This window comes from Nocardioides sp., from assembly GCF_016462705.1.
GTDB lineage: Bacteria > Actinomycetota > Actinomycetes > Propionibacteriales > Nocardioidaceae > Nocardioides.
In genome coordinates this window covers 1-16,541 of sequence record NZ_JAEMSS010000092.1, presented here as the reverse complement: position 1 = coordinate 16,541, position 16,541 = coordinate 1, and the positions used below count along the sequence as shown (strand labels likewise).

Annotated in this window: 18 protein-coding genes; 7 read left to right on the top strand and 11 right to left on the bottom strand. The window is 69.7% G+C overall.

The features are described from left to right. Positions 1-286, top strand: a 286-nt coding sequence (locus tag JHD21_RS12740; RefSeq protein ID WP_292675760.1) for a septum formation family protein, incomplete at its 5' end; no start/stop codon positions are given. Continuing rightward, positions 283-1,122 (top strand): septum formation family protein, encoded by an 840-nt coding sequence (locus JHD21_RS12735; RefSeq protein ID WP_292675756.1) that lies wholly within the window; start codon positions 283-285, stop codon positions 1,120-1,122. The genes JHD21_RS12740 and JHD21_RS12735, both read left to right, overlap by 4 nt. 23 nt (positions 1,123-1,145) lie before the next feature. Here the strand turns inward: JHD21_RS12735 and JHD21_RS12730 are convergent, their stop codons facing one another. Genes JHD21_RS12730 through JHD21_RS12720 form a run of 3 tightly spaced genes read right to left on the bottom strand, consistent with a single transcriptional unit; the run spans position 1,146 to position 3,249 of the window. Beyond that, positions 1,146-1,538 carry a nuclear transport factor 2 family protein gene (locus JHD21_RS12730; protein WP_292675754.1) on the bottom strand — a complete coding sequence of 131 codons (393 nt, stop codon included), beginning with the start codon at positions 1,536-1,538 and terminating at the stop codon, positions 1,146-1,148. After that, positions 1,538-2,470: a GTPase Era gene (era, locus tag JHD21_RS12725; RefSeq protein ID WP_292675750.1), complete on the bottom strand. Its 933-nt coding sequence runs from the start codon at positions 2,468-2,470 to the stop codon at positions 1,538-1,540. Before era ends, JHD21_RS12730 begins: the two co-directional genes overlap by 1 nt. Next, positions 2,467-3,249 (bottom strand): siderophore-interacting protein, encoded by a 783-nt coding sequence (locus JHD21_RS12720; RefSeq protein WP_292675748.1) that lies wholly within the window; start codon positions 3,247-3,249, stop codon positions 2,467-2,469. Before JHD21_RS12720 ends, era begins: the two co-directional genes overlap by 4 nt. 137 nt (positions 3,250-3,386) lie before the next feature. Here JHD21_RS12720 and JHD21_RS12715 point away from each other — a divergent pair, with 137 nt between their 5' ends. Continuing rightward, a complete protein-coding gene (locus JHD21_RS12715) occupies positions 3,387-4,625 on the top strand; it encodes a DUF222 domain-containing protein (protein WP_292675745.1) in 1,239 nt (412 codons plus the stop codon). Between the two features lie 332 nt (positions 4,626-4,957). Here JHD21_RS12715 and JHD21_RS12710 read toward each other — a convergent pair whose 3' ends face one another. Continuing rightward, complete coding sequence (locus tag JHD21_RS12710) at positions 4,958-5,185, bottom strand: hypothetical protein (protein WP_292675742.1); 228 nt, start codon at positions 5,183-5,185, stop codon at positions 4,958-4,960. A 560-nt stretch (positions 5,186-5,745) separates the two neighbouring features. On the opposite strand from JHD21_RS12710, the gene JHD21_RS12705 reads away from it, so the two are divergent. The 3 genes from JHD21_RS12705 (at position 5,746) to JHD21_RS12695 (ending at position 9,201) form a co-directional block, all read left to right on the top strand. Beyond that, positions 5,746-6,903 (top strand): IS110 family transposase, encoded by a 1,158-nt coding sequence (locus JHD21_RS12705; protein WP_292675739.1) that lies wholly within the window; start codon positions 5,746-5,748, stop codon positions 6,901-6,903. A gap of 1,115 nt (positions 6,904-8,018) precedes the next feature. Further along, positions 8,019-8,825, top strand: a complete 807-nt coding sequence (locus JHD21_RS12700; protein WP_292675736.1) for a metallophosphoesterase — start codon at positions 8,019-8,021, stop codon at positions 8,823-8,825. Between the two features lie 52 nt (positions 8,826-8,877). Then, the gene (locus JHD21_RS12695) at positions 8,878-9,201 is read left to right on the top strand and encodes a hypothetical protein (RefSeq protein WP_292675733.1); all 324 of its coding nucleotides are present in this window, start codon (positions 8,878-8,880) and stop codon (positions 9,199-9,201) included. Positions 9,202-9,289: 88 nt separating this feature from the next. Here the strand turns inward: JHD21_RS12695 and JHD21_RS12690 are convergent, their stop codons facing one another. Beyond that, positions 9,290-10,573, bottom strand: a complete 1,284-nt coding sequence (locus JHD21_RS12690) for a cyclopropane-fatty-acyl-phospholipid synthase family protein (protein WP_292675731.1) — start codon at positions 10,571-10,573, stop codon at positions 9,290-9,292. After that, positions 10,570-11,949, bottom strand: coding sequence for an FAD-binding oxidoreductase (locus JHD21_RS12685; protein WP_292675729.1), 1,380 nt, complete (start codon positions 11,947-11,949; stop codon positions 10,570-10,572). Before JHD21_RS12685 ends, JHD21_RS12690 begins: the two co-directional genes overlap by 4 nt. 64 nt (positions 11,950-12,013) lie before the next feature. Here JHD21_RS12685 and JHD21_RS12680 point away from each other — a divergent pair, with 64 nt between their 5' ends. Beyond that, positions 12,014-12,544, top strand: coding sequence for a pyridoxamine 5'-phosphate oxidase family protein (locus JHD21_RS12680; protein WP_292675726.1), 531 nt, complete (start codon positions 12,014-12,016; stop codon positions 12,542-12,544). A 1-nt stretch (position 12,545) separates the two neighbouring features. Here JHD21_RS12680 and JHD21_RS12675 read toward each other — a convergent pair whose 3' ends face one another. The 5 genes from JHD21_RS12675 to JHD21_RS12655 are packed head-to-tail and all read right to left on the bottom strand — an operon-like array spanning position 12,546 to position 16,259. After that, positions 12,546-13,187 (bottom strand): DUF6226 family protein, encoded by a 642-nt coding sequence (locus JHD21_RS12675; protein ID WP_292675723.1) that lies wholly within the window; start codon positions 13,185-13,187, stop codon positions 12,546-12,548. Then, positions 13,184-13,528, bottom strand: a complete 345-nt coding sequence (locus JHD21_RS12670) for a cytidine deaminase (RefSeq protein WP_292675720.1) — start codon at positions 13,526-13,528, stop codon at positions 13,184-13,186. Before JHD21_RS12670 ends, JHD21_RS12675 begins: the two co-directional genes overlap by 4 nt. Next, positions 13,521-14,846, bottom strand: coding sequence for a hemolysin family protein (locus JHD21_RS12665; protein WP_292675716.1), 1,326 nt, complete (start codon positions 14,844-14,846; stop codon positions 13,521-13,523). The genes JHD21_RS12670 and JHD21_RS12665 overlap by 8 nt, the downstream gene beginning before the upstream one ends. Beyond that, positions 14,843-15,298 (bottom strand): rRNA maturation RNase YbeY, encoded by a 456-nt coding sequence (ybeY, locus tag JHD21_RS12660; protein WP_292675714.1) that lies wholly within the window; start codon positions 15,296-15,298, stop codon positions 14,843-14,845. The genes JHD21_RS12665 and ybeY overlap by 4 nt, the downstream gene beginning before the upstream one ends. Positions 15,299-15,308: 10 nt before the next feature. Then, a complete protein-coding gene (locus JHD21_RS12655; RefSeq protein ID WP_365696046.1) occupies positions 15,309-16,259 on the bottom strand; it encodes a PhoH family protein in 951 nt (316 codons plus the stop codon). Between the last annotated feature and the right edge of the window lie 282 nt (positions 16,260-16,541).

Sequence of the window (16,541 nt, the reverse complement as noted above, 5' to 3'; positions counted from 1 at the left end):
GTGGATGGTGTGCGTCAACGGCGACTCGGTGCAGTCCGCCCCCAAGATCCCGTGCACCGAGCCGCACACCTGGCGTGCGGTCACCACGATCAAGGTCGGCCAGCCGGACGACCCCTATCCCGGTGACCGGCTCGTCGAGGTCACCACGCGCGACTACTGCTCGGACTCGGTCGGCGCGTGGCTCGGCTACCCGCCGGAGTACGACTTCGGCTACACCTGGTTCCACGAGGCCGAGTGGAAGGCCGGCAACCGTCGTTCGGTCTGCTGGGCGAAGACCTCGGCGTGAGCCGCCTCCTCGGCCTGCTGCTCGTCGTCGCCCTCGGGCTGACGAGCTGCTCCGGCGACGACCCCGGGACGGGTACGACGCCGTCCGCGGCGCCCACGACAGCCCCGCCGACCGCGGCGCCCCCGCCGCCCGAGCCGAAGCGGCTGGAGTGCCGTCGGCTCACCTTCGACGAGGCGCTGGCCCCCACGGACAGCGACCGGATCGTCGGGTGCCGGACGCCACACACCGGGCAGACCTACGCCGTGGGACAGCTCCGCACGGTCGTCGACGGACACCTGGTGGCGGTGGACTCCGCCCGCGTCCAGGAGCAGGTGGCGCAGACCTGCCCGCGCAAGCTCGCGGCGTTCCTGGGCACGACCGACGAGGTGCTGCGCCTCAGCATGCTGCGAGCGGTCTGGTTCACACCGAGCCTCGAGCAGTCCGACGCGGGAGCGAACTGGTACCGCTGCGACGTCGTGGCGGTGGCCGGGGACGACCGGCTCGCGCGCGTCCGTGGCTCGCTCGAGCAGGCGCTGGCCGACGCCGGCGCGGTGGATGCCTACGGCATGTGCGGCACGGCGGCCCCGGACGACCCGGCCTTCGAGCGGGTCCTCTGTCGCGAGGACCACGCCTGGCGGGCCATCCAGGTCGTCGACCTGCCAGGCCGGGACTACCCCGGGGAGAAGCGGGCTCGCGCCGCCGGCCAGGCAACGTGCGAGGACGCGGGCCGCGAGGTCGCGGAGGACGCGCTCGACTACGAGTGGGGCTACGAGTGGCCCACCGCCGAGCAGTGGGCGGCCGGCCAGACCTACGGCCGGTGCTGGGCCCCGGACACGGCGACGACCGACGAGGCGTGAGGCTGGGCGGACCTCAGCGGAGCTCACCCGAGGAGCTCGGCCACCATCTTCTCCATCACCTTCTGGAGCGCCTTGAACGGGCGCACCATGACCGTGAACTCGGTCAGCCGCCCGTCCTCGTCCCACCGCATCATGTCGATGCCGTGGATGGTCAGCCCGTCGAGCTCGGCCTCGAACTCGAGCACGGCCGACGAGGCGTCGTACCACTCGTGTCTGTAGGAGAGGGTCGGACCGAGGACGACGATTGCGGCGGAGAGGTACGCCGTGGTGAGCTCCTTGCCCTCCTGCGGCGTGTGCACGGCGGGCGAGCGGAAGACGCAGTCGTCGTGCAGCAGCGCGTCCAGCCCGGCGGGGTCGCGGGCCTCGGCGACGGCGTGCCAGGCGGCGAGAGGGGCGGGTATCGGCGACGAGGGCATCAGAACCCCAGCTTCCTGAGCTGGCGCGGGTCCCGCTGCCAGTCCTTGGCGATCTTGACGTGCAGGTCCAGGTAGACCGGGGTGCCGAGCAGCGCCTCGATCTGGGCGCGGGCCCGGGTGCCGACGTCGCGGAGCCGGGCGCCCTTGTGCCCGATGATGATCCCCTTCTGGGAGTCGCGCTCGAGGTAGAGGTTGGCGTGGATGTCGAGCAGCGGCTTGTCGGCCGGGCGGCCCTCCCGGGGCCGCATCTCCTCGACGACCACGGCGATCGAGTGCGGGAGCTCGTCCCGGACGCCCTCGAGCGCCGCCTCGCGGATGAGCTCGGCGACCAGCGTCTCCTCAGGTGCGTCGGTGAGGTCGCCTTCGGGGTACAGGGGCGGCCCCTCGGGCAGCAGACCGACCAGCAGGTCGGCGAGGAGCTGGACCTGGCTGTGTTGTTCGTTGGCGCTGACCGCCGAGACCGGGACGATCTCGGCCCACTCGGTCCCGGTGTCGGTGCCGAGCGCGGCGATGTCGAGCAGGTGCGCGCCGATCCGCTCCGGGGCGGCGAGGTCGGTCTTTGTGGCCACCGCGATCTTCGTCGTCTTCCGCACCTTCGCGAGCTCGCCGACGATGAACCGGTCGCCCGGTCCGATCTTCTCGTTGGCCGGGAAGCAGACCGCGACGACGTCCACCTCGGCCCAGGTCGTGCGGACGAGGTCGTTGAGCCGCTCACCGAGCAGCGTGCGAGGCCGGTGCAGCCCGGGGGTGTCGACGAGGATCAGCTGCGCGTCCGGTCGGTGCACGATCCCGCGGATGACGGTGCGGGTGGTCTGCGGCTTGTCGGAGGTGATGGCGACCTTGGAGCCCACCAGCGCGTTGGTCAACGTCGACTTGCCGGCGTTGGGACGGCCGACGAACGACGCGAACCCGCTCCGGTGCGCTTCAGTCACGACTGCGCTCCTTGGTGCTGGGCCTCGTCGTACCTCTGCCAGATCTCCTCGTCGGACAGGCCCTGGGCCTTGCCCGCGCGGTAGATGGGGCCGGGGTCGACGGCCCGCGGCTGCCGCTGGGCGGCCCTGCGCCAGTAGCCCATGACGTCGTACGCCGTCGCCGGGAGCTTCCGGTCGCGCATCAGGTGCTTGCGGATCGCCCGCATGTCGGCCGACTCCCCCGCCATCCAGAAGTAGCCGGGGGTGTCCGGCCAGTCGAGACCGGCCACGACGTCGGCGAGCGCCGCTTCGTCGTCGAGCCAGGTGACCTCGGCCCGGTCGGGCAGGTAGCCCTGGTGCAGCTCGAGGTCAGGAACCTGCGCCCAGATCCGGGTCGGCAGCTCGGTGGTCTCGGCGATCCGCGCCATCGCGGGCATCGCGGTGAGGTCGCCGACCAGCATCAGCCAGGCCGCGTCGCCCGGCAGGGCGAAGGACCCCTTCGGCTCGGTGACCACCACGGTGTCACCGACGACGTCACGAGAGGCCCACTCGGTGACCAGGCCGACCTCGTGGACGACGACGTCCAGGACCAGCTCGCCCCGCCCGTCGGCTCCGGCGCCGTGCGACCGCACCGTGTAGTAGCGGACCTGGAACTGCCCCGGCACCACCAGCCCGACCCACTCGTCCGGCACCCCGGTGCTCGCAAAGCCGTCGACCGCGAGCGTCAGCCGGACCAGGTGTGGCGACAGCTGCTCGCGGCGCAGCACCTGCGCGTCGTGCTGCCGGGCCCTCGTGCTCACCGCTCAACCGTAGTCAGGGAGGGGATCCCCCACACATTCGCAGGGGCACTGGCCACTTCGTGTCCACAGCCCGCCCGTTGTGCGCGTTCTCCACAGTGCTCGCGGCGGGCGTCCGTGGTGGCGGGTGTGCTGAGGCCATGACAGCAGTGGCCCAGCACCCGCACCGCGTGATCGCGGCGCTGGCGGCTGCGCGCGGCGCGCTGGCCGAGGTGCAGGACGCGCCGGTCTGGTCGATGGCCGGGCCGGAGGTCACCGTGGCTCTGGCAGAGGCGGACGCGTTGGAGGCGCAGGCCGCCGCGTTGCGGTCGCGGGTGCTGCGGCAGGCCAAGACCCTGGACCTGCCCGGGGACATCGGGGCTCGCTCGGTCGCGGCGTGGGACGCCCGGACCAGCCGGGTCAACCGGCGAACCGGGCACCGGCGTGCCTACCTGGCCGAGGGTCTCGAGGCGCACTCGCTGACCGACACGGCGTTGAGCGGCGGCGTGCTGAAGGTCGAGCAGGCCGAGGCGATCCTCCGCAGCCTCGACAAGCTGCCCGCCGACCTCGACCCCGAGCTCGCGACGAAGGCCGAGACGTTCCTGATCGAGCACGCGGCAGGGCACGACGCCCAGGCACTGACCGCACTGGGTCAGGCAGTCCTGGAGTACGTCGCGCCCGAGGTGGCGGATGCCCATCTCGCCAAGCAGCTGGCCAGGTCGGCTGCCGAGGACGAGGAGGCGAACCGGCTGTACGTCTGGGACACCCGGGACGGCCGGGTCCGCGGCAAGTTCGACCTCGACGGCTACTCCGGCGCGTGCTTCAAGAAGGCGATGTTCGCGCTCTCGTCGCCGAAGCACCGCGCCGCCCAGGGCCCGCTGGGTGAGCGCAAGCCGACCGCGGAACGGCTCGGCGAGGCGTTCGCCGAGTTCGTCCGCCGCTACCCCACCCAGAAGCTCCCCGACGCAGGCGGCCTCAACGCCACCGTCGTGGTCCTCTTGCCCTACGAGACGCTGATGGATGGCCTCAAGGCCGCCAAGCTCGACACCGGCGAGCTCATGTCACCTGGCCTCGCCCGGCGCATCGCGTGCGAGGCCGGCATCGTCCCCGCCGTCCTCGGCGGCCCGAGCGAGGTCCTCGACCTCGGCAGGTCGAGGCGCCTGCACTCGAAGGCGCAACGCATCGTGGCCACCATCGAGCAGGGCGGTTGCATCGCCGAGGGGCACGACTGCCCGCCCGCCTTCACCCAGATGCACCACCCGGACGCCTGGTCGGAAGGAGGTGAGACCAACCGGGACGGCTGGATGCTCTGTCCGCCGGCCCATCGCCTCGTCCACGATCCCCGCTACACCCACCAACGCCTGCCCAACGGCAGGATCCGCTTCACCCGCCGCACGTAGGCCGAGGAAGACCGCGCGCAACACCGAGGGCTGATCCGACGGCCGCTCCGTGGCATGAGCGGACGATCGCTAACATCCAGTATGGCGGAGTCACACCGGGAATCAGACTTTCAGCCTCTGGACCGCTTGAGTGCCGCTCATGCCGGAGAGGAGACGGCAAGGCGCCATGAAGGGCGCCTCTCGCGGATCGTCTCGGCTGTGCTCGATCTGATCCTTAGGTCGCGCTAGTCGCTCGATCACAAGCGTCGTGAAGTGCTAGCGATCGGACGGCCGGCCCGAGCCATGATCGGACAGCCGCTCCGTGCCATGAGCGAGACGGTTGCGCGCACGAGTCAACTGGGAAAGATGCTGCTGTCTTCGCCGTAGGAGATGTAGGCAACGGTGATGCCCTTGAGGTCGCTTGAGTCACGTAGTTCTCGACAGATGCCCGCAGCCTCCGCGTCTGTTACGCCAACGATGTCCAGGACGATCGACCCGGTTTCCGGTCGAAAGCTGATGCCTGCGATAGCCGGATAGTCCCGGCTCCATCTCACCTCGTGAGGCTCGGTCACGGCGTCCATTTGCTCCACAGTGCGGGGAGTCGACGAGGCTGTGGCCTCTGGGATCCCCTGGGGACACTCGGCGGCGTTGTCGGCCTGGTCCCCAGCCGAAGTCGGTGCCGTGGATGGCGAAGGCGCGCCGGAGGGCCCTGACGAATCGTTTGCGCTGCACGAGTCGAGCGCGAACACGACGACACAGCAGGCAGCGGTTGTCCTGAGCGTCCTGAACGTCATGCCCATGCGACGAAGCCTGGCCGCCAGACGGTTGCCTGCGTAACCCCCCTCGAGCCGCTCAGCGGCTACTTGTTGTATTGACCTCAGGACCGGGGCTGGCAAGTGTCGGTCCAGGTGTCCGGTTCGTCGCTCACTACGCGGCTGCCCACGCTGACCTGAACCAGTTCGAGGTGAGGTTCCCGTGTGGCTCAATCATGGCGTGCGCGGGCCGGGCACCGCAGAGTCGGAAGAGGCTCAAGAGGGGTCTGCCCTGCTCGAAGTAGCGTTGCCCGCCCGACTCGACGACCTACTGGAATCGAGGATCGGAGCGGTGCATGCAAGAGCAAGCAGAACGTGTGGTTGTGGGGATGGATCCGCACAAGCGGTCGGCCACGATCGAGGTGATGACCGCCAACGAGGACGTGGTTGGCAAGGGCCGGTTCGGGACCGATGCGGTGGGTCTTGCCGAGATGAGGCGTTACGTCAACGGCATCCAGCCCGACCCGGACCTGCGGGTGTGGGCGGTCGAGGGGTGCAACGGGATCGGTCACCACATCGCGGTCCGGCTGCTTGCTGCCGGCGAGCAGGTCGTCGATGTGCCACCCAAGCTCAGTGCTCGGGCGCGGGTGTTCGCCACCGGTCAAGGCCGTAAGACCGACGCTACCGAAGCCCACTCCGTGGCCCTGGTCGGGACCCGGATGACGGGGCTACGCCAGGTCGTCGACGACGAGCAGCTGGCCATGCTGCGGGTCCTGGTAGACCGGCGCCGGTCGCTGGGTGAGGAGCACTCGCGGAAGGTCAGTCAGCTGCACGCCATGCTGCTCGAGCTGATCCCCGGCGGTGCCAAGCGGGACCTGTCCGCGGCCCAGGCCAAGAAGCTCCTCGCCACCGTGCGCCCACGAGACATCGCTGGGAAGACCCGACGTCGGGTGGCGGCCGAGCTGGTCGGCGACTTGGAACGGATCTATGCCCGCAAGAAGGCCGCCAACAAAGAGCTGCGCGACCTGGTCGCCGCGACCGGCACGTCGCTGTTGGACCTGCCCGGCATCGGACCGTCCGGCGCGGCCCGACTGTTGGTCGAGGTCGGTGACGTCACCAGGTTCCCCGACCGCGGCCACTTCGCGTCCTGGAATGGCACCGCACCCATCGACGCCTCGTCCGGTGACGTGGTCCGGCACCGGCTGTCGCGGGCCGGGAACCGGCAGATCAACCGGACCCTGCACATCATGGCCGTCGTGCAGCTGCGGAACCCGGGACTGGGGCGCGACTACTTCGACGGCAAGAAGGCCGCCGGGAAGTCCTCGAACGAAGCGATGCGGTGCCTGAAACGCCGGTTGTCCGACATCGTCTTCCGGACCATGCTCGACGACGCCGTGGTGAGGAAGGTGACGGGCTCGGGTGGGCACCGGGGCAACGACTCTGACTCCAGCGCGGCCGGCTCACAACCCCACACCAGCTCTTCGGATAAGCCACACCGGAGCCCGTCAAGAACACAGCCTAGAACGCCCTTGCCCGCTGCGTCTTGACACAGAGGGGAGCCATGATCGAACGGCCGCTTCGCGGCAGGCGCGTGCGTCTGCGAGCGCACTCTTGGCGGCAGTCCGGGCGTTTGATCGATCGATCGATCAAACGCCGAGGACCCTATGGGACCGCACTGTCCGCGGCGTGTGAGGACGGCGCGTCAGTCGGCGTTGCAGAACATCGCGTGACAGTCCGAGCACTGAAAGGTCGGCTTAGGCTCGAGCTGCGCGACGGGATGGTTCTGGTAGCCCTCGCAGTGCGGGCACTCCATGAGCGAGCCAGCGATGGCACCGGTCTCATCCCGCAGAATCACGATGAGAGACTAGTTTCTGAGGCCGGTCGACCACCGGTGAACGCCGCGAAAGCTCAGCATCGTCCGCGGCATGAGCGGAGGGTTGGCGCTACGCGCCAGGTGCATGGAAGTGCCACGGCGCACCGACCGCGGGCACACCCCGTGTGAGCAGGTACACCTGACCAAGTAGGCGCTGGACATCTGCCGCCACCCGGTACTCCTCCGGGTCCGACTCCCAGCCGACTACATGGGTCTGGCGCCGAGCCCAGGACAGAGCCCGCTCCAGGGCTTCGAGGTCACCGGGTTCGTCCCCGTGGAGTGCGTCCGTAGCAGCGGAATGGGCCAACAGACCCAACGGATGCGCGGCCAGTTCGTTGCTCGCATGCCGGCTGAACTTGAGAGCGTGACGCGCGCCTTTCCGTTCGTCCCCGTGCCACCGTGCAGGACTTCGAGGTGAAGCGTCGCAGCGAGGCGGAAACCGCAGGCCAGCTGCCTTCTGGCCGCGGCGGAGCCCTGCGTAGTGCTGCTCCAGGGCAAGGTGCTTCGTTCGCTCGAGGTGCAGGAGCTCAATTGCCTGTGCGACGAACTCGGGCTCACGCCGGCTCAAGCCTGTTGCTGCTTCGAGGTACGACCAGGTGGCGTTGAACCCGATCGGCCGGGCGAACTCGATGCAAGACGTCAACGCCCCGACGCGATGGGCTAGCGGCAGGGAGGCATCTCGAGCGCGCTGCGCCTCTCGGCCAAACCCATGACCGGAGCCTAGGTCCACGAATGATCGGACGGCCGCTCCGCGGCAGATCCGAATGCTTCCCATGCACACTGTCGGCCATGCTGATCGGACTCGTAGGTGACCTCGAAGGCGAACGCAATGCAGCCGTTCGCTGGCTCGAAGTCCTTGGCGAGCGTGGCGATGTGCGGGTCGCCTATCAACTGGGTGACCTCCGGTTTGGGATGGGACCCGATCCGGAGGCGTATCTGGCCGCGATCGACTCAGTGTGTACCCGGTACGACCTGAGGCTGTTCTGCACCAACGGCAACCATGAGAACTGGGCTGAACTGGACCGTCTCTGGAGTACCTCAAGGTGGATCGACGAAGACGGAGGCCTCAAGCCCATCGAAGTGGCGGAACACGTCACGTTGCTGCCGCGCGGACACCGCTGGAATCTCGGTGGACGTTCCTTCGTCGCTCTCGGCGGAGCGCCCTCCATCAACCGTCACCTGTTGACTGAGGGTGTGGACTGGTGGCCCTCAGAGGTGCTCCTTGACGAGCACGTCGACGCCACGATCGCCGGTGGCCACGCGGACGTGATGCTGACTCACGACAGCCCGCTTGCCCCGTACTGCACGCCCGAGGTTCATGAGGTCCTTCGACGCAACGCCAGCGACAACCCGATGGAATGGCCCGAGTCCTCCCTGGCCTACGCCGACGAGGGGTTAGCCAAGATCACCCGAGCCGTTCTCGGTGTCCAACCCATGTTCCTCGCGCACGGTCACTTCCATGTCGCCGGTGAGGGTCTTGTGCAACTTCCCGGTGCGCCGAGCGCCACCACCGTGTGGTCGCTCGCCGCTCGTCATGAGGCGGGCACGGTGCGGGTACTCGACCTCGACTCTCTGACCGAGGCCTCGGCTGCCTAGCCGCACGACCGAAACGCGGCAGTAGCGGACGATTCGCGCATACGCTCAGACCGTGGCTCACAAGAGCGGTGGCGTACTTCTGCGGGTCTTGCTGCTTTCCGCGCCCGCGCTTGTCGCCGCTGTCTTGCTGGCGCAGGAATGGGGTCGGCGCGAGCGAGCAGGCTGGGAGCCAGACGGTGATCCGGACGGTGAGTCGCTCGTGCAGGTTGGCCAGTTCGTCGTGGGCGCAGGCGTGCTCTTGGCGGCAGCCCTTGTGATCACGTTGCTTGAAATGGGTATCTGGCTGTTCCGTCGCAAGTCAGAGCGAGACAGCGCCGCCGTCCAGGAAGAACTCCGGGTCGAAGCAATCCGGCGCAGCGGCCGCTCATCGGCATGAGCGGATGCTTCGAGCGCGGTGGAGGATCCGCGCTGACCTCCCACCCAGCCGGTCAGGCAGGAGCCGTCCCGATCGAGCCGGGCGCTCCTCAGAACGTGTGCCGCAGCGGGTAGCCACTCACCCCGTTCTCGTCGGTCTTCGTGGCCAGCACGTGGTGCAGCTGGATCTCGTTGCGCTCGAAGGCCAGCCGGGAGCCGGCCATGTACAGCCCCCAGACCCGAGCCGTGCCCTCGCCGACCTCGGCGACGCACTCGTCCCAGTGCTCGACCAGGTTGGCGCACCAGGCGGCCAGGGTCTTGGCGTAGTGGACCCGGATGTTCTCGGAGTGCTGCACCTCGAGGCCGGCGTCCTGCACCTCGGTGATGATCCGGCCGGACCCGATCAGCTCGGCGTCGGGGAACACGTACCGGTCGAGGAACGCGCCGGTCTCGTAGAACCGGTTGTCGTGCCGGGTGATGCAGTGGTTGAGCAACCGGCCCTGGGGGCGCAGGTGGTCGCGGATGAAGCCGAAGTACGCCGGGTACTGCTTGACCCCGATGTGCTCGGTCAGGCCGATCGACGAGATGGCGTCGAAGCCGGTCTCCTCCACGTGCCGGTAGTCCATGAACCGGACCTCGGCGAGGTGGTCCAGGCCCTCCTCCTTGATTCGCTGCTGCGCCCACGACGCCTGTTCCCGGGAGAGCGTGACGCCGAGGGCGTGGACGCCGTACTCGCGGGCGGCGTGCCTGACCATCCCGCCCCAACCGCAGCCGAGGTCCAGCAGCCGCTGGCCCGGTTGGAGGTCGAGCTTGCGGGCGACCAGGTCGTACTTCGCGTGCTGCGCCTCCTCGAGGGTGGACGTCTCGGTCGGGTAGAGCGCGCAGGTGTAGGTCATCGACGGGCCAAGCACGTGCTCGTAGAACGCGTTGGACACGTCGTAGTGGTGGTGGATGGCCTCCGCGTCACGGCCGAGCGAGTGGCGGACGCCCTCCAGGGTGCGGCGCAGCCGGGACGGCGACTCCTGGGGCGGCGGCGCGACCGGCTTGAGGTGTCCGAGGCCGAGCGACCGGAGGATGGCGACCGCCTCGGCCGGCGAGGGGCGGCGGAACGACAGGTTGCTCTGCACCAGCCTGAGCAGCTCGTAGGGGTCGCCGGGGTGGACGCCGTGGACCTCGAGGTCGCCGGCGACGTAGGCCCGGCTGAAGCCGAGGTCACCAGGCGCGGTGAGCAGGTAGCTGAGGCCACGCTCGGTGGCCAGGTGGAGCCGGTAGGGCGAGTCCTCCGGCCCGGTCGAGCTGCCGTCGTACGCCGTGAAGCGCACGGCCAGCGGCTCCTTGAGGAGCGAGTCGAGCGCACCCGCGATGGGGAGCACGCGGGACAGGGTCTGGGTCATCGCTTGCGCACCGCCTTGTCGTAGAGAGTGAGTAATCGGTCGTCGGGGTCGTAGGTGGCCTTGAGCGCCGCCAGGTTGGCGCCGCCGTAGAGCCGGTCGAAGGTCTCGCGGTCGTAGAAGGCCTCGGAGTAGAGCGACTTGTGGCCGTCCAGCTCGTGGACCTTGGCCTCGATCGCGCGGTTGACCGGCGCCTGGGGGGCGTCCGGCCCCACGTGGACGGTCCCCCAGAACCCGATGTTGACGTACGTCGTCCGGGGCCGGAGCGGGTAGCTCGGCCAGGCCGCACCGGAGACCGTCCCGGGCGAGACCAGCGGGCAGAGCCACACCGGACGCATGCCGACCTCACGGTCGAACCAGTCCAGGAACTCCTCCAGCCGCTCCACATGCACCTCGACGTCCTGGACCACCCGCTCCCGCTCCGGCCGGCCCTTGAGCCGGTCGACCCGGTCGATGAACCCGGTCCGGTCGTTGAGGGCGATCAGCTTGTGGAACACGTCCGAGCGCCGGTAGCGGCGCGGCCAGAGCCGGCGTACGACGGGGTGCTGGGCACCCATCGCGCGCGAGCACCAGAACCAGTCGGTGTCCCAGCGCCACAGGTAGTCGTGCATCGTCAGGAGATCGGTCTCCCGCTCCTGGAGCGACCGGTAGTAGATCTGCCGGCCGGTGTAGTCGCTGGTCCCCCGGGGGTCGCCGTCCTCGGTCCAGCGCGCCAGGGTCAGGTAGTACTCCCCCGGCTCGAACGCGACACCGTCGAGGCCGTCGACGCGCTGGCCGTCGTGCTCCCGGGTCTCGCAGATCTCCGCGACCGTCTTGGCCAGCAGCCCGGCGTCGTCGAAGCGGACGTGCCGCAGGGCGACGAGGCCGGGCACCGCCTCGAGCGCGATCCGGAGCCGGGTGGCGTAGCCCAGCGAGCCGTAGGAGTTGACGAAGGCGTCGAACAGGGCGTCGCCCGGCCCGACGGTGACCACCTCACCGGCTCCGGTGAAGACGTCCATCTCGGTCACCGACTCGTGCGGCAGCCCGTTGCGGAAGCTGGTCGACTCGATGCCCAGCCCGGTCACCGCGCCGCCGAGCGTGATGGTCCGCAGCTGCGGCACCACGAGCGGGATCAACCCGTGCGGCAGCGTCGCGTCCACCAGGTGCTCGTAGGTGCACATGCCCTGGACGTCCGCCGTCCGCGCCTCGAAGTCGATGGTGATGACGCCGTCCAGGCCGGAGACGTCGAGCCCCGGCGCCTGGTTCGCCGCCCGCGAGCGGAACAGGTTGGAGGTCCGCTTCGCCAGCCGCACCGGCTGGCCCGACGGGATCGCGGCGTACGACGTCCGCAGCCGGTCGACCGCCTGCGCGTGCTGTGCCCACCCTCGTTCACGGGTCACCCGCGGCAGATTACTCCGGTCGGTCCGTCGGTGAGTTTCGGCACCGTTTCCGGTCAGATCGTCCATGGAGACCACGAACCTCGCCGAGCTCTACGGCCTGTCCCCGCTCGACTGGGCGACGATCACCGCCGGTCTGGACGCCGGCCTCACGCTCGCTCCCGACACCGGCGGGCCCAACCGGCACTCGTGCTGGCTCACGACGCTCAACCAAGACGGCGGGCCGCACACCACGGGGATCGGCGCCCAGTGGCACGACGGCTCCTGGTGGTTCGAGACCGGCCGGGGAACCCGCAAGGGACGCAACGTCGCGCGAGACCCCCGCTGCACCCTCGCCGTCGCGACCCACGACTTCGACCTCGTCGTCGAGGGCATCGCCGAGCTGGTCACCGACCCGGCCGTCGTGTCCGAGCTGGCGGAGGTCTGGGCGTCAGGAGGCTGGCCCTGCCGCGTGGACGCGTCGGGCACCGCGCTGACTGCGGAGTTCAGTGCGCCGTCGGCAGGCAGACCGCCGTGGCACGTCTACAAGATCGTCGCCACGAGCGCGGTGGCCCTCGCGACGACCGGCGACGGGGGCGCCACCCGCTGGACCTTCTGACTCACAACCAGGGCCTGCCGCGGGTCACCTCGTAGGCGCTGGTGCCGGCGCGTGCCTCGGCGATCAGCCAATCCGGGTCGCCGACGGTCACCTCTCCAGAGGCCTCCCAGCCGTGGTGCAGCGTCCGGACGACGCCGTCGGGCAGCGCGACGTGGACCAGCTGCCCGGACAGCACGTGCAGGAAGAACTCATCGACCTGCTGCAGCAGGTGCCCGGATCCGTCGTCGCAGGCGTCGCAGCCGCACTCGGGCTGGGCCGTCAGCAGCCGCGGCGGATCGCCCGCCGCGATCTCGAGGACCGTGTCCGGGACGTCCGCCATGGAGCGGTAGGTGACGATGATCGGGAGCGCGCCCGGTGCGGTCGGTGCCCAACGGAACGCCGTCTCGGCAGGCAGGTGGCGCAGCTGCGGCACGCTCGTCGCGTCCACGGGCCCGACGGTGACTGCCCGGAGCGACTCGAGCACCCTCTGCCAGGCGTCGACCCGGGCGCGCAGGATCCGGTACTTGCCGGGGTCGAGCAACCGGGAGTACTCCTCGTCGGCCGGGGGCTCCATCTCCGGGTGTGGGTCAGGCCAGCCCGGCGTCTCGGCGCCGGTCAGCTGGAACTGCTCGTCGACCAGGACGAGGAGCTCGTCCTCGGTCACGTGCGCTGGGAGCTGCCGAGGCTTCCGCGCGGGTCGCCCACGTGCACCGGTACGCCGACGCCGGCGAAGTCCCGCAGGACGGCCAGGTCGTCCGCGCCGACCGCGCCCGCGTCGGTGAGGAGGACCGCTGCCTCCAAGCCCCGGGATCCCGACGCCACCGCCATCGCCACGCAGACGCCCAGGGCGGAGACGGACAACGACGGCAGGGCGACCGTGGCGGCGGCGTAGGTCCGGCCGTCGAGGTCGCGGACGGCCGCACCCTCGTCGGCGCCCGTGCGGGCCCTGGTGGCCTTCGCCAGGGTCACCAGCTTCTGGTCCTCGGGGGCGAGCTGCTCAGTCACGGACGGCCTCCTTGACGGCCTCGATCTCCCCGGTGCTCGGCACCGGCTCCGGGTCGAGCCGGGTGATCCGCACGGTGCCGATCTTGTTGCGCCGGCCGGCGGTGTCCTCGGCGGTGAAGCGCAGCCCGTGCGCGACCACCTGGGAGCCGGGGATCGGCACCAGCCCCAGGTGCTTGGCCATCAGGCCACCGACGGAGTCGACGTCGTCCTCGTCGACATCGAAGCCGAAGAGCTCGTCGAGGTCGTCGATCGGGTAGCGCGAGGAGACCCGCACCGAGCCGTCGTCGAGCGTCTCGGTCACGATCTCGTCCGGGTCGTACTCGTCGGTGATCTCCCCGACGATCTCCTCGAGCAGGTCCTCGATGGTGATGAGCCCGGCGGTGCCGCCGTACTCGTCGACGACGATCGCGAGGTGCTGGCGACGGGCCTGCATCTCGCGCAGGAGGTCGTCGACCGGCTTGGACTCAGGCACCCAGTAGACGTCGCGCATGACCTCGTCGACGCGCTGGGTGAGCTCGACGTCCGGGGCCTCGAAGTCGCGGCGGACCAGGTCCTTGAGGTAGACGACGCCGACGATGTGATCCAGGTTGTCTTCGATCACGGGCACCCGGGAGAAGCCGCTGCGCAGGAACAGCGACATCGTCTGCCGCAGGTTCTTGTGCCGCTCGACGAAGACGACGTCGTTGCGCGGCACCATCACCTCGCGCACGGTGGTGTCGCCGAGCTCGAAGACAGAGTGGATCATCCTGCGCTCGTCGGACTCGATGAGCGCGGAGGCCTCGGCCATGTCGACGAGCTCGCGGAGCTCGGTCTCGGTGTTGAACGGCCCCTGGCGGAACCCCTTGCCGGGCGTGAGCGCGTTGCCCACCAGGATCAGCAGCCGCGGCAGGGGCCCGAGCACCTTGTTGACGAACGCCAGGGGGGCGGCCGACCACAGCGCGACGACCTCGTTGTGCTGACGCCCGAGGGTGCGCGGGGCCACGCCGATGACGACGAAGGAGACCACCAGCATCACGCCGATCGTCACGATGACGCTGGAGAACCAGTCGCCGCCGAAGAGGTCGTTGATCTCACGCGTGACCAGGACGATCGCCGCGATCTCGCAGAGCAGACGCAGCAGCAGCGCGGTGTTGAGGTAGCGGGCCGGGTCCTCGAGCAGCCGCAGCAGCCGCTGTGAGCCCGGACGGTTCTCCTCGGCGAGCTCCACGGCGCGGGCGCGGGAGAACGACGTCAGCGCGGCGTCGGCCGCGGAGAAGAGCCCGGCGGCCACGACCAGGCCGGCGGCGGTCACCAGCAGCCAGGCATCGCTCCCGGTCATGCCGGTTGTCGGCGCCAGTCGGCGAGGAGCGTGTCCTGGAGCCCGAACATCTCCTTGTGCTCCTCCGGCTCGGCGTGGTCGTAGCCCAGGAGGTGCAGGATCCCGTGCACCGTGAGCAGCTCGAGCTCGGCCTCGACGGGGTGGCCGGCGTCCTCGGCCTGGCGCGCGGCGATCTCGGGGCACACCATGATGTCGCCGAGGATGCCTTCCTCCGGCTCCTCGTTGACCAGGCCCGGGCGCAGCTCGTCCATCGGGAAGGCGAGCACGTCGGTCGGCCCGTCGCCCCCCATCCACTTCACGTTGAGCTCGGTGATCGTGTCGACGTCGACGAGCTTGACGCACAGCTCCGCCAGCGGGTGGACCCGCATCCGGTCGAGCACGAACCGGCTCAGCGAGCCGAGGTGCTTGACGTCGATCGAACGCCCCGACTCGTCGAGGACCTCGATGCTCATGCTCGGGTGGTCACGAACGGCGGTCGGACTGCCGCTGGGCCTGGCGCTCGGTCCGCGCGTCGTGCTCGTCGTACGCCGCCACGATCTGGCCCACCAGCCGGTGCCGCACGACGTCGTGGCTGGTCAGCCTCACGAAGGTGACGTCGTCGATGTCGTCGAGGATGTCCTGGACGACCCGCAGGCCGGACTTCTGGCCGGACGGCAGGTCGACCTGCGTGACGTCGCCGGTGACCACGATCTTGGAGCCGAAGCCGAGCCGGGTGAGGAACATCTTCATCTGCTCGGGCGTGGTGTTCTGCGCCTCGTCGAGCACGATGAAGGAGTCGTTGAGCGAGCGGCCGCGGAGGAACGCCAGCGGGGCGACCTCGATCGTGCCGGCGGCCAGCAGCTTGGGGATCGACTCCGGGTCGATCATGTCGTGCAGCGCGTCGTAGAGGGGTCGCAGGTAGGGGTCGATCTTCTCGCTGAGCGTGCCCGGCAGGAAGCCGAGCCGCTCCCCTGCCTCGACGGCCGGTCGGCTGAGGATGATCCGGTTGATCTGCTTGGACTGGAGCGCCTGCACGGCCTTCGCCATGGCCAGGTAGGTCTTGCCGGTGCCGGCGGGTCCGATGCCGAAGGTGATCGTGTGCTTGTCGATGGAGTCGACGTAGCGCTTCTGGTTCAGCGTCTTGGGGCGGATCGAGCGGCCGCGGTTGCTGAGGATGTTCATGCTCAGCACGTCGGCGGGACGCTCGGTGGTCTCCGCGCGCAGCATGCCGAGCACGCGCTCGACGGTCTCGCCGGTCACGCCCTGGCCGGTGCGGATGATCGTCACCAGCTCGTCGAGCAGCCGCTCGATGAGCGCCAGCTCGGCGGGCGGTCCCTCGAGGGTCACCCGGTTGCCGCGCACGTGCACGTCGGCCTCGAACGCGGTCTCGATCAGCGCGAGGTGCTCGTCACCGGGGCCCAGCAGGCTGACCATGTTGATGCTGTTGGGGACGGTCACCGTGTGCTTCGCCGTCGCCAGCTCGGAGGCGGCGTTCGCGGCGACGTCCGTGGTGTGGTCAGTCATGTGGGTGCCCTGTGGGCGAGCCTTTCCGGTGCGGTGAGGTGTCCGTGATCCAGGTGTTCCATGCTACGGGAGGTGCGGGAGCGTTCCCACCGACTTGTGCCCTGCGCCGTACCGTGGGTGCATGCGGGAGGGGAGGCCGGACGACGCGTGGTCCGACGACCACGACTCCGACGGCGACCCCGACGCCGAGCC